The 12,839-nt window shown below is 34.5% G+C and carries 11 protein-coding genes; 3 read left to right on the top strand and 8 right to left on the bottom strand.

Annotated elements, in window-relative coordinates:
* Positions 1–522 (bottom strand): hypothetical protein (locus QZ143_RS07900; RefSeq protein ID WP_292882933.1); only part of this gene is annotated, 522 nt, incomplete at its 3' end.
* A gap of 107 nt (positions 523–629) precedes the next feature.
* Positions 630–1,433 (bottom strand): acetolactate decarboxylase, encoded by an 804-nt coding sequence (budA, locus tag QZ143_RS07895; protein WP_292882930.1) that lies wholly within the window; start codon positions 1,431–1,433, stop codon positions 630–632.
* A 232-nt stretch (positions 1,434–1,665) separates the two neighbouring features.
* On the opposite strand from budA, the gene QZ143_RS07890 reads away from it, so the two are divergent.
* On the top strand, positions 1,666–2,904 hold the full coding sequence (locus QZ143_RS07890) for an MFS transporter (protein ID WP_292882927.1): 1,239 nt from the start codon (positions 1,666–1,668) through the stop codon (positions 2,902–2,904).
* Between the two features lie 47 nt (positions 2,905–2,951).
* On the opposite strand, the gene QZ143_RS07885 is transcribed toward QZ143_RS07890, so the two are convergent.
* The 3 genes from QZ143_RS07885 to QZ143_RS07875 all read right to left on the bottom strand — a co-directional run bounded on the left by QZ143_RS07885 (position 2,952) and on the right by QZ143_RS07875 (position 7,016).
* A complete protein-coding gene (locus tag QZ143_RS07885; protein ID WP_292882924.1) occupies positions 2,952–3,125 on the bottom strand; it encodes a hypothetical protein in 174 nt (57 codons plus the stop codon).
* A 433-nt stretch (positions 3,126–3,558) separates the two neighbouring features.
* Entirely contained in the window at positions 3,559–5,286 is a 1,728-nt protein-coding gene (locus QZ143_RS07880) for an MATE family efflux transporter (protein ID WP_292882920.1), read from the bottom strand.
* A 32-nt stretch (positions 5,287–5,318) separates the two neighbouring features.
* A complete protein-coding gene (locus QZ143_RS07875) occupies positions 5,319–7,016 on the bottom strand; it encodes an ATP-grasp domain-containing protein (RefSeq protein WP_292882915.1) in 1,698 nt (565 codons plus the stop codon).
* Between the two features lie 133 nt (positions 7,017–7,149).
* Here QZ143_RS07875 and QZ143_RS07870 point away from each other — a divergent pair, with 133 nt between their 5' ends.
* Positions 7,150–7,752 (top strand): hypothetical protein, encoded by a 603-nt coding sequence (locus QZ143_RS07870; protein WP_292605819.1) that lies wholly within the window; start codon positions 7,150–7,152, stop codon positions 7,750–7,752.
* Between the two features lie 146 nt (positions 7,753–7,898).
* On the opposite strand, the gene QZ143_RS07865 is transcribed toward QZ143_RS07870, so the two are convergent.
* The 3 genes from QZ143_RS07865 to QZ143_RS07855 form a co-directional block, all read right to left on the bottom strand.
* The gene (locus QZ143_RS07865) at positions 7,899–8,579 is read right to left on the bottom strand and encodes a hypothetical protein (RefSeq protein WP_292605821.1); all 681 of its coding nucleotides are present in this window, start codon (positions 8,577–8,579) and stop codon (positions 7,899–7,901) included.
* Between the two features lie 253 nt (positions 8,580–8,832).
* Entirely contained in the window at positions 8,833–10,425 is a 1,593-nt protein-coding gene (locus tag QZ143_RS07860; protein WP_292605823.1) for a DUF2142 domain-containing protein, read from the bottom strand.
* 13 nt (positions 10,426–10,438) lie between these two features.
* Positions 10,439–12,025 (bottom strand): DUF2142 domain-containing protein, encoded by a 1,587-nt coding sequence (locus QZ143_RS07855; RefSeq protein ID WP_292882912.1) that lies wholly within the window; start codon positions 12,023–12,025, stop codon positions 10,439–10,441.
* 303 nt (positions 12,026–12,328) lie between these two features.
* Here QZ143_RS07855 and QZ143_RS07850 point away from each other — a divergent pair, with 303 nt between their 5' ends.
* Complete coding sequence (locus tag QZ143_RS07850; protein ID WP_292882909.1) at positions 12,329–12,505, top strand: hypothetical protein; 177 nt, start codon at positions 12,329–12,331, stop codon at positions 12,503–12,505.
* Positions 12,506–12,839 lie beyond the last annotated feature (334 nt).

The raw sequence follows: 12,839 nt of genomic DNA, 5'->3' as shown, positions 1-12,839 counted from the left end.
ATCTGAATATTCTTCAATCAGCCTTTCGAACTGCAGTGATCTTCTAAGCAAATCAGCCTTTATTAGTTTCAGGTTTTCATTTTCGTCGTCAACCTTGTCAACCAAATCCACTGCCAGTTTTCTCATTTCAACTGCAAGCCCATCATCGGCATCGTCACATGCCCAGGCGCAATGAAGAAGAGAATAAAATTCAGAATTATATTCCTTTTCAGCTTTTGATATGAGATAACGCCTATAGAATCTTTTGGACAAATCGGACTTGAAGTCATTGCCTTCACAGGTTAGGTATTCCTCGCTTTTAAGAATATCGGAAGTTGTTTTGAGTTCATTGTTAAGCCCTTTTGCAACATATCCGCAGTGAGGACATTCCATAAGCCAAACATTCATGGTATCTCGATACATTGGTGCGGGTCTCAAGTCCAAATCAGGACGTCCCCATGAATTTGTACTGGTCATAACTGCTCGTTGACTTGTTTTTCCACAGACGGAACACTTTATTTCAATTTTAGTAATGATGGTCATAATCTAACAATGTATCAGGTTATATTTAAATGTTTGTTTTTTTTTTTATTGGAGGAGGTTATTTTTTTAAAAAATAGAAAATAAAAAATGAGAATAACTCAAAAGAGTTATTCTACACTGCTGATTTTATTTGACATATCTTCGGTGAAATTCATTGTTTTAAATGAATCGTCGGTTGGAAGTATCATGTTGAATTCATGGATTTCATCAATTTGAGCGGATCCCTTAAGGTTATTGAATCCTAAAACATGACCTCCTATTGTCTTGTCATCAGACAAGAAATGAAGATGCCAGCCGTGCATGTTCAATTCATTCATGTACTCTGGGAAGTATACTGCAACAAGTGTTCCTGTCTGGTCAGTATGATTGAATACCTTTTGGGATACTGCTGCAACATCAGTGAATTCCTTATATGGTTTTTCCTGTTTTTCAACGCTTCTGACTGTAATGTTTGAAAAGTCACCTTTGATTTTGATTACATACATGTTGTTTGTACCATATTCTTCAATTGTCTTATTTAACTGACCGGTCAAATCGTCAAAGTTACTTGCGGTTATGTTGGTTATATTTCCATCTTCATCGAATTTGGTGACTGTAGCGAATGGTATTTTTTCATCATCCTTCATGACATTGATGCTTCCGTCAGCAGCTGCCTGATAGACAACACCGTCCAGAACTATCATCTCACCATTTACTCCTTCAAATGTTCCAAGACCAATGTCTCCATGCTTTTTCAAATCTCCTACTTTGACTACTCCATCATATTCTCCATGCATAAAAGCCTGCAATAAAGAGACTTGATACATTGAATCGTCATTATTGTTGTTTAGAATCAATGAGTTTTGAGCATTTGCTGCGGAGATTGCAAGCAAACCCATTATTACTAAAGCAAAAACTATCTTTTTATTCATAATAAATTCTCCTCCTATTCGATAATTAGATTTATATTTTAATAAAGTAATAAGTTTAATGATTTGAATAGGTAGGTTTATTAATATCAGCTTATAGACTTTAATTTAAGGATTAAATATTTTAAACAGTGAATTAGTATAAAACTGTTTAGAATAAGTGATAATTCCTAAATTTTTATCATTATCGACAAAGGATTATTGCAAGAAATCCTATTGGTATTGGGTTGTTAATATGTTAATGAATGAAGAGACTAAATTAAACAAACATCATTACAGAATTTTTGCCATGAGTTGGGCAGGCTGGGTTTTTGATTTCTATGACCTGGTTTTATTCACTTTTTTAGTATCACAGCTTCAATCCAGCCTACACTTTTCAGCCGAAATGCTTTCATTGTGTTTGGGTATGTCATTATTTGCCACTGGTTTTGGTGGAATAATCTTTGGAGCGCTGGGAGATCGATATGGGCGTAAAAAGGTACTGCAATGGACTATAATCATATATTCGATTGGAACACTATTGTGTGCCTTTACTTGGGACTTCTATTCTCTTTTAATATTCAGATTTATCACTGGATTGGGTGTTGGTGGAGAATGGGCTACCGGTCAGACCTACATTAATGAAACATTTCCTGATGAATTAAGGGCTAAATTTGGTGCTTTCATGCAGTCAGGTGCACCAGTTGGAGTTATTTTGGCTTCAATGGTCGGTGGATTGGTGACTCCTATCATTGGTTGGAGAATGACTTTTCTCGTTTCAATAATTCCTGCAATTACAATAATTTTCATAAGAAAATATCTTGATGAATCTGACGTTTGGATTCAAAACAAAGACAAATACGTTAACAGGAGCATTCTAAAGCAATTCAAGGAATTGATTAGTCGGGAACACAGAAAGATATTCCTGATATCATTGGTATTGTGCATATTCGGAATGTCTGCATATTGGTACACTTATTCATGGTTGCCGACTTATCTTGAACAGGAAAGAGGTTTGGCATTGCTTAGCACAACATTTGGAGTTATTTTAATCCAATGTGGTGATTTCACGGGTTATACTACTTTCGGTTTTGTAGCTGAAAAGCTTGGAAGGCGTCCTGCATTCACAATATACAGTTTCATCATGGCGTTGGGAATATCAATGATAACAATTTTCTGGAATCAAATTGAGCATGTCCACGATTTGCTTTATGTATTTATGTTCCTAACCGGTTTTGGAACAGGATTTTTTGGAGGATTCGGATCATTGTTCTCGGAACTGTTCCCGACAAAAATCAGAAATACTGCCGTTGGAACGGTTTTCAACCTTGCACGTGGAGCGCAATTCATAACTCCTGTAATCATAACAACTGTTGCATCATACTTTGATTTGAGTTATGGTATTGCAATTGCCGCATTGTTTGCCCTGCTTGTGGGTATTTGGATTTGGGTATTTCCTGAAACCAAAGGAACTGTTCTCAATGATTTGGATTGAAAAAATAATAATGGTGGATGAGAAGTCATCCGCTTTCATTTAATTTTTTAATTTATTGAAATATAATTACTTTTTAATAGTATCAGTGTACGTTTGGGGTTGAAAAAGTAAGTGGATGTGTATATTGCCGCTATGAGATATCCCAATGCCATACCCAATGCCGCACCGGAAATCCCCATGTTGAAGCATTCTATTAAAATCACATCAAATACAACATTCAAGATGTTGGCTATAAGAAATCATTTAAAATGTAATTGAACGAAGTTATCTGTTTTAACGAAGTATGTCAAAACGATAAAATAACACATGAATGGTATTGCCAAAAGATAATATTTGAAATATTCATAAACCAATGGTCTCAAGTGACTTGAATTACATAATGTCTCAAGGAAACTATCTGGAAACAATAATCATAATATCATAATCAGTAGGGATATAACTGTTATGCCAACAGCAACATAAAGCTAGTTAAAAAGAACCAGAAGTTGCATAATCATTATTCACCATTGCTGATTGGTGATGTTAATGATGGTGATGTTGTAATGGAAGTTAATGAACTAGATACATTGACATGCAAACCAGATTATTTATAATTGTTAACTTATAGGAGGATAATTTTATTTTTTTTTGCCTGTTTTAAAAAAATATACCTCACTACTTTTTAATGGTAATGACAGTATTGTTTAATCCTAATATTTGTGAATAGTCAATGTTATCTGAAATGCTTATTAGATTATCAATATGTTTTGAATTTAACTCAGTGTCTGTCTGTGGATTGTATCCAATTCCAGAATGCTTTATGGAAATAATTGTAGACTTATCATTGTCCCTAACAATCACATCAATCCAATCTAATTTATCATTTATTTCCAGAATATAAATAAGAAGTTCTTTCATTGCTAAACTAACGAGTTCACCTGTTTTTTCATCCATTACAAAATCCCGAACTTGTTTGGATAGGTATACTGCATCATTTTCATTGGCATGAATGGTATATTCAAGCATCTTCTCGTTTTCATTATGGCGTTTCTTTAGGAAAAATCCTGAGTATTCTCCCTGAGTCTTTTTATTCAAATATACGGAATATAAGTAAATAACGAGAAGTGTAGCTATTTCTGAAACTACAAATGCAAACCATATTCCGTTTTCTTTCCAGATGATGGAAAATAGGAATACGAATATTACAGGAAATACCAATCCATTCAACAGTGTGAGGATATTTGCCAATCTCATGTTCTGTATGGATTGAATGTAGAATATGTATAAAAAGTTTATTGAATATGCCAAAAGACATAATGAGAATATTCTAACGGCATTCATCACTGAAGGAATGTGGGAAGGATCGCTTACGGAGAATATTGTTAATATTGTTTGGGGAAACAGCGTAAACAGTGCTGTGAAAAATATTCCAAAAGCAACAACGATTTTTAATGATTTTCTTGCTACATAATCAACACCATTGTAATCTTTTTCCTGGAAATAAACCGTTACGATAGGCATAAGTGATTGTGAAGTACCAAAAATGAATATGCTCACCAACAAGGATGTATTGCAGCACATGTTGAATGCAACCAAACCAACATTTGCCATTACTCCAAGGATTATGAAATTGATAATGGCTAGTTTTATTGCCTGATACAGAGCTATTGATGATGATGGAAATCCGGTCTTGCATATGTCAACCATGTATTTCATTGATTTGTCAAATTCAATCTTAATCAATTTCAGTGTCCGTTTAGAATTAAAGAAATAAGTGCAAAGGTAAACTGTTGCGATGAGATATCCCAATACCAGACCCCATGCTGCACCTCCAATTCCCATATTGAAATATTGTATAAATACAACGTCAAATATCACGTTTAATACATTGGCTATGAGAAACGCCCGGAACTGCAATTGGACAAAATCATCGATTTTAGCAAAGTAGGCTAAAACAATGAAAAAGCAGATGAAAGGTATTGCCAGAAGATAATATTTAAAATATTCAAAGACCAATGGCTTTAATTGACTGGAATTGCATAATATCTGAAGGAAAGCATCCGGAAACAGCAGACCCAATACCATGATTAACACTGAGATTGCAATTATGCTAATAAGGGAAATGGTAAATATATAATTGGCCTTTTTATCATTGAAATTTGCTTTTTCACTAGTGGCAAGTATGGTGCCTCCAAATCCAATCAGCCAGTAAACCATATTGATAAATTGTACTAATGGTTCCATACTTTGAATGACTGACAGGTTCATTGGACCTAACAGGGCACTGATTATAAATGCATCCGCTAGAATTGCAAAATTACCGGCTATTGCAGCAAGCAGTGTTGGAAAGAAAAATTCTTTAAACTTTGAATTCAGTAGGTTATATCTTCTTTCGTATGGCATTTTAGTCACTGTTCATTTTTTTTTAAGAGAAATCATCTGCCTTTTGAGGCGATTATCATATCACTAATGTGATAAGGGGGAAGTTCTATATTATAATCTAAAACTTTTATAAGTGCTTCGATACCTTTCCGTCCGCTTGACATTAACTGATATGTATTTTTCGGAACGAAAAGGAATCCTCCGCTTTTAACCTTTAGGAATGCTTCCAAGATAATTTTTACCTTTTCAGCTTCATTTTTATCTATAAGGCTCTTGTTGAGATTTATGACTATAAAATCAAAGTTACCTTTTAAATCCTTGATTTTTTCCTGGCTAATCTGGTATGTGTCAACATCATCAGCAAATTGGTCAGTAACAAAAAGTCCTGTACCATGTTTTTCAATTTTTTTAATCATAGGAATGATTTCATTTAAATAAGTTTCATCATCTTTTAATTCGGGATATTTAGCATCATCACTTAGAATTAATGAAAATGCATTTCTCTCAACATCCCTTAAGAAGTTTAAATCATGATTCACTTTGTCTTTATTTTCATTAACCAAGAAGACATATCCTGCAGCTGTATTTAAATCTTCAGTTTTATGGAAAAACATGTCCGGATAAGTTGCATTTATCAGGCTGCTTTCATGGAACGCCTTTAATTTTTTTTCAATGTTAACTATTGGGGATGAGCGAACATTCATGTTTTTCGGAGTGATGAAGAATTTCAAGGTACCGTGAGCATATAATTTGTATCTCTTATACATTTGATCATAGAAACATTTTGGTTTTAAGTAGGAATCAAGAATGCTATCTGTTTCGTGCTGGCCAGAAATTCTGTCTAGGAACTCTGCAGACATGCCTCCTCCACAGGGGCGGCAATTGACTTCAATTAAAACAGGGCCTTTTTCATCAATCATATATTCTCCATGAACAGGGCCGTATTGAATTTCCAATGCATCGGCAACTTTATAAGCATATTCCACCATTTCGGCTTCACCAAGACTCAATTCATTTACAGTTTCACAGGAATCATAGACAATGGCTCCTTCTGATGTTTTGACTTTGTTGTATTTCCAAATCAAGGTGACACGATGAATGCCCTTATGACTTACAGTATTTACAATGTATTCTGTACCGTTTATTCTTTCTTGAATTAAAAGTTCAGATATTTCGTCCCCATAATAATTGACATTGTCAAATAACTGGTTGATTGAATTAATCAGTTCATTTCTGTTTTCACAAATTCGCACGCTTGCTGAACCTGCACTGTAGGTAGGTTTAATAACAACTTCATCTAGGTTTTCACTGTCATAAAATTCCAATGCTTCATCTAAGCTATGAACAACTTTTCCTTTTATTGATCGAAGCCCCCTTTCAGCCAATCTGTTGTGCATTTTATTTTTCAATGTCATTGCATCAAGGTTTTCGATTGAATTGCCCAAAAGGCCTAATTCATGTGTCAGTTTTGCTGCTAAAACAACTCCCCTTTCATTGCCCGGAACAATCAAAAGAGGATTGAACTTCCTCACTTCTTCAAGAGTTTCCTCAAATGTGTCCTTTTCATAAATCATGTCAAATTCATAAGGAATCAACTTATATTCCTCTTTGACATGTTCTCCAAATTTCTTCCCATCTTCGGTATCTGAATCTTTTAAATGCAACACAACAGGATTATAACCTCTGTTGATTATGTCTCCTATAAAATTTTTTCCAGTGGATATGCACTCAACAACTATGATGTTTCTCATAATATCGCCATTATATTTCCGTAAGATAATTTTTTAACTTTAAATATTTTATGATAATATTTTTTACATGTTTATATAAAAATAGTTTAATATGGAAGATGTGTATAAATAGATATTAACTGGAGGAAATCAAATGGAAAGCAAGAATGGTGTAATATTATTGATTGCAATTATTGCAGTTCTTGGACTTGTAATTGGTGTGATGTTTTCACAAACAACCACTGCCAAAGAACCGACTGAAATTAAAATAACTAGTAATAAAACTTTATTTAAAGGAGATGATTTGTCAGTTAAGTTAACTGATTTGAATAAAACTTCTTTGTCCAAAGAAAAAGTCAAAATAATAATTAAAGATAGCAAAGGCAAAATTGTGATAAATAAAACTGTAAAAACAAACTCTAAAGGTAATGCAAAACTGGATTTGGATTTGAAGAAAGGAAAATACGATGTTACTGTAAACTATAATGGAAATGAAAACTATACTGGTAATAATACAACACAAAAATTAACAGTTAAAGAAGAAAAAGTGGTAGAAACCACTCCGGATACCAGCCAATCTGAAGATACTAATTCAAATAATGATGAACAAGAGCAGATAGACTATAACAGTCCTGACAGCAATTATTATAAATGGGATACTGACGGTAGTTACCATGAAAAACAAGATGGCGTTAACTATATCTATGCGCAGGATGCAGTAACTGGAGAATGGAGTTATTGGGCAGATAAAAGTTAAATAAATGGGATGTGCATTTTGAACTTCTTCAACTATTTTTTCAAAATCAGATATTCGTTGCTTTTAATAGTTTTGTTATATTGTGAAATTGATTAAAAATAAAAAAGGATATTGCCAGAAGCAATATCTAATTCAAGTCTTTTTTTTTATTTACTATTATTAATTTTGTTTCCTGCATCATCGTATCCCGGTTCGTCCATGTCAATGTATCCATTGTCTCCGATATGATAGTTCACCAAGCCGTATTTGTTTTTCATGTAATTACTTACTTCATCTTGACTGTACATTGGTGTTCCGTCTGCCTTGTATGCGTATGCGGAAGGGCTGGTTTCAACGCTGGATGCAACTTCTTCATGTGGCTCTTCTGTTATTTTCCATTTGATGCTGTTGATGATATGGTCAACGATGTTTTTGTTTTTACTTATGACAATTATGTTGTCGTGGGTTTCATTGTTTCCTATATATACTGCATTGCATTCTCCCTTTAAACTGCAGCCTGCTGTGGTTGGATCTTTTAAAGTGACATTTCCTGAGTATTCATTTCCAAAGATTGGTATTTTTATGTCTGCAAATGCCATTATTTCTGGAATGCCCTTATTGATGCTGTTGAATGTTATGACAATAGTATTTTCATTTTCAAGAACAACAATACCGCTGTTGTTGGATTTGAGTGTCATGTCCTTTGGTATTTCAATAGTTGTTCCGTTTTCAATGATGTTGACTGTAACATATTCTGTTTGTTGTCCAAACAGGTTGTATGCAATCCCTCCGCATAACAAAAGGATTATTATGCTCAATATTGCTATAATCAGATGTTTATTGTTCATTTAATATCTCCTAATCATTAAATTTATTATCAACTTTGTAACAATTTAATATATGTTTGAACTATTATATTAATTTGGAACATGTCCTGTTAATGGATATTGGCTTTGATTTTTTGTCGAAATGGCGATGGGATTGGATATATTATATGATTATTCTTTTCAAATATTGAAAATTAGGTATTGGTGATGGTTAAATTGACGCAATTGCAATATTGGACGTCAATTATAGTTTGAATGTTTCATTTTTCAAAAGCTAATAGTATTTCGTAGCGAAGGACAAAACCATAACGGCCATGAACGCGATAATAAATACCATCGCATACTTGTCCAAATTATTCTTATTCTTTTCCAGCCATCCTATCCTAAATGTTCCGATAATAGGAAACATAGCAAATAATGGCACAAAATACCGTGTTGAAAGACCCAAATTCAATTTCCCGACACTTGCCCATGTCAAAAGCTGGATGAAGCATGTTCCGACATATATCATCAGTACAATGAACAGTGTTCCAATCCTTGTCCTTTTGTTGAATCTTATTTTTTTCGGATAGGCAAGCAACATTACAGCCAAAAACATAAGTAATGTAGCCACTATCAGGTGGTAGCTGTCTGAATAATGTGTCTTTTGGGCTGCTCCGAAGAAATTGAATGTGCCGTATAGAATCTTTGCTATATTATATGTGAATATCTGGCTAAAGAACCTTCCAATAAATATAGGATGTGTCATGAAATAGTGCATCTGTCCTGTCGGATCGAGATACTTGAGTCTGGCTCTCCAGGAGTGCATCAGTGCAGGTTCTGAATATCTGCTCCACATGATTCCCAGTATTCCGACAAGTGCTATGCACAGAATCATATACGGGATGATTTTTTTGCCCTTTTCGAAGTTGTCGAATGGAATCAAAAGCAACAGGAATATGAATGCCAGATACGGCAGCTTACATAGACCCAGAATAAGGCATAATGCAGAAAACATTACAACCTGCTTGACGCCAAGCGAGTTTTTCTCGGCCTTATACAGATACAGGAAGTATGCAATGGCAAGTATTGCAAGACCTATTATTATGGAATCTATGCTTAGCGACGCCGCCTGATATATTGAAATGGGTATGCATGCAACGGCAAGCATTGGCATTTTCAAAACCGGCGTCTTTTTTATGGCAAGGGATATTAATCCGGCATAAAGAATAAGATTAAAAATCCGTCCAAGCCACAGCATCCAGATTACATTCATGTCCAACAGTTTGGCAATGTCCATACCTATGGCCTGAGGCAGATATCCGTAAAATGGATTTTGTTCGAATGCTGAAACGATTAGTGCTGGAGTATAATCAATTTTCAGTGTATCATAAGGGGTATTATATACCGTTTTACCTAAGGGTTCCGTCAGATAGTTCAACGCTTCAATAGATACAAATCCTGCACCTTTATTATACACTGCAGGCTTATGTGATGACGATACATTGTAAGCCCTGTCAACTCCCAAATCATCTCCTGTCCAATGGGGGATTATTATTCCTCTTGAAGTCAGCTCTGCCCTTGCAAGATGCTCTGTTTCGTCACTGACATCACAAAGAGGTACTATGAATGACATAACAATTCCAAAGCACAGTATGATTACAAAGGCAACCTTGTATAATTCTTTATCCGAATTGTGCATGAAATAATACACGATACAAAGAACGCCTAAAAACGCAACTATCAGGAGTGTACCAATTTCAAAATCCGGATGCAATACATTTTTAAATGTAACAGTTGAAAGACCCAAAACAATTATTAGGACCAAATAAATCAACCAATATTTCTTCGATGAAATCAATACATCCTTAAATTCATTCAAACTCATTTTTCTCCCCAAATCAATAATATTTTGTCGCAAAAGCCAGTATTAAAGTGGCCATAAATCCAATTATGAAAATCATTGCATATTTGTCATAGCTTCCCTTGAATTTATCCAGCTTTCCTATCCTGAATGGCACTATGATAGGAAGCAATGCAAACAGCGGTAAAAAGTACCTTGCGCTGACGCCGATATTTGTCTTTCCGACATCCGCCCAAGTCAAAAGCTGAATGAAACATGTTCCGACATATATCATCAGCGGTATAATAAGTGAACCCCATCTTGCCTTGGAATTGAACTTGACCTTGTTTGGATAGAACAGCAATGTGGCAGCAAGGAATATCCATAAAAGTATTGTAATGAATGTATAGTGGTCTGAGTAGTGGTATGCGCTGCCTGCTGAAAAGAAATTGAAAAGACCGTTTAATGTAATGCCTAAAGTGAATGTGAAAATCATTCTTAAGAAGTTCAGAATGGCAAATGGGTGGTTAAGGAGATATTCAACCTGTAGTGCAGGATTCATATAATTAAGTTTTGATCTCCATGAATGCATCAATGAAGGTTCCGAATAGCTGCTCCACAATACGCCTGCAATGGAGACAATCAGAATGCCCAAAAGCATGTACCTTAATATATTCTCATCTTTAAAGTTGCTCCTCGGAACCAACAATATCAAAAATGTGAAAGCAAGATATGGCAACTTGCAAAGGCCCAAAAGCAATGAAAGCCCACAGAATAGTGCAACATGCTTGGTATCAAGGGACCTCTCTTCTGCCTTATACATGTATAGGAAATATGCTATTGTAAGTATTCCCAAGCCGATTATCATCGAATCGATACTTATGGAAGCGGCCTGATAAATCGAAAGCGGTATGCATGCAACTGCCAAAAGAGGAATCTTCAGTACAGGTGTCTTTTTAATAGCAAAAGATATAATAAATGCATAGGAAATCAGATTGAATATTCTGCCAAGCCAAAGCATCCAAATCACGTTCATGTCAAACAGCTTGGCTAAAAAAACACCAAGTGCCTGAGGCAGGTATCCGTAAAAAGGATTTTGCTCAAAGGCAGATCCGTCAAGTATTTGTGTTTTGGAAATCTTGTCAGTATCGCCGGGCGTGTCAAAAACAGTATGTTCTCTGTTGTTTATGAAAAACATATGACTTTCAGATGTCCAGAAACCCACATCCTTATTGAGCTGGGTACTGTACTGTCCTTCGGAAGTATGGTTGTACAATCTGCTTAGATTGTTAGGACCGCTTTCCCAATGAGGGAATATCACTCCCTGAGACGTGATTTCTGCCCGTGTAAGATGCTCCAATTCATCGCTGACATCTACAATAGGTACAATCAATGCAGACATCATTCCAAAAACGAGTATGATTACAAATGCAACCTTATACAGTTCATTTTCCGAGTCATGCATGAAATAGTAGATAATACAGACGATGCCCATGACTGCAACGATTGCAAATGTTGCTATTACGAACTGTGGATTTACGAAGTTCTTTGCCGAAAGTGTAGACATGCATGTAACAGCAATGAATATTAAATAGATTATCCAATACCTTTTGGATTTTATAAAAATCCCACTAATACTCTCCAAAATCATTCTCCCATTTTTATTTTACAAAACGAAATTATATAAATATTTTGTAATATAATGCAAAAAAGAGGAATATTTCAAAAAATTAGGTGATTTTAATTCAAAAAATGATTCGATTTTTTTCATGGTCTTTCAATATATTTTTTCATTCTTTCCAATGTTTGCCCCCATAAAAAAATTACTCATATAATGCTTCAAACAATCGAGCCGCCTTTTTCAATTCACTGCCAATTTCAATATGCTGAGGACATACTTTTTCGCATGCCTGCAACGTTCAAATTGAGTGTTGAATATTTATTAATTATGGAGATCATGGTCATTGACTATGATGACAATGTCAATGTAAACATTAAGGATACAGGTAAGGAAGGCTTATTTGATGAAATCAAAAAACAGGTTTCAGATGATGAAAATCTCAAATTTACTAATGTATTGGGTTTTAATAATTTTGAATATGTCATAAACAAAAAATCTGGATAATAATTGGAAATCAGCAACATTGAATCCGGCAAATGAAATCCAATATTTTGCAATCGGGATTCATCCTGCTGGTTTTTGGGTTAAAAATAGTATATTGAATGGCAAATATTTAGATGCAAAAATCAATACTCACATTTCATTAGTTTGTTCTTCTTATTTCATATTAAACTGATTTGTAAAATTTCTGGTGGTTAAAATAACTGTACTTATGCAGGATATAAAATAACTTACCCATTTGCATTTATACTCTTTTTGTAGATTGTTTTCAATATTTCTTTATCTAAATGATGCAAGAATACCATGACCTCTTCAAGGTCATGGATGAATTGCACTA

The organism is Methanobrevibacter sp. UBA188, assembly GCF_905234905.1.
GTDB lineage: Archaea > Methanobacteriota > Methanobacteria > Methanobacteriales > Methanobacteriaceae > Methanocatella.
This window is presented reverse-complemented; position numbering and strand designations above follow the sequence as displayed.

What these genes read in the sequence shown, in the direction of transcription:
- QZ143_RS07880 (WP_292882920.1), bottom strand. Translation starts at nt 5,286, where the DNA reads ATGCCATACGAAAGAAGATATAACCTACTGAATTCAAAGTTTAAAGAA.
- QZ143_RS07875 (WP_292882915.1), bottom strand. Translation starts at nt 7,016, where the DNA reads ATGAGAAACATCATAGTTGTTGAGTGCATATCCACTGGAAAAAATTTT.
- QZ143_RS07870 (WP_292605819.1), top strand. Translation starts at nt 7,150, where the DNA reads ATGGAAAGCAAGAATGGTGTAATATTATTGATTGCAATTATTGCAGTT.
- budA (WP_292882930.1), bottom strand. Translation starts at nt 1,433, where the DNA reads ATGAATAAAAAGATAGTTTTTGCTTTAGTAATAATGGGTTTGCTTGCA.
- QZ143_RS07860 (WP_292605823.1), bottom strand. Translation starts at nt 10,425, where the DNA reads ATGAGTTTGAATGAATTTAAGGATGTATTGATTTCATCGAAGAAATAT.
- QZ143_RS07850 (WP_292882909.1), top strand. Translation starts at nt 12,329, where the DNA reads ATGGAGATCATGGTCATTGACTATGATGACAATGTCAATGTAAACATT.
- QZ143_RS07890 (WP_292882927.1), top strand. Translation starts at nt 1,666, where the DNA reads ATGTTAATGAATGAAGAGACTAAATTAAACAAACATCATTACAGAATT.
- QZ143_RS07865 (WP_292605821.1), bottom strand. Translation starts at nt 8,579, where the DNA reads ATGAACAATAAACATCTGATTATAGCAATATTGAGCATAATAATCCTT.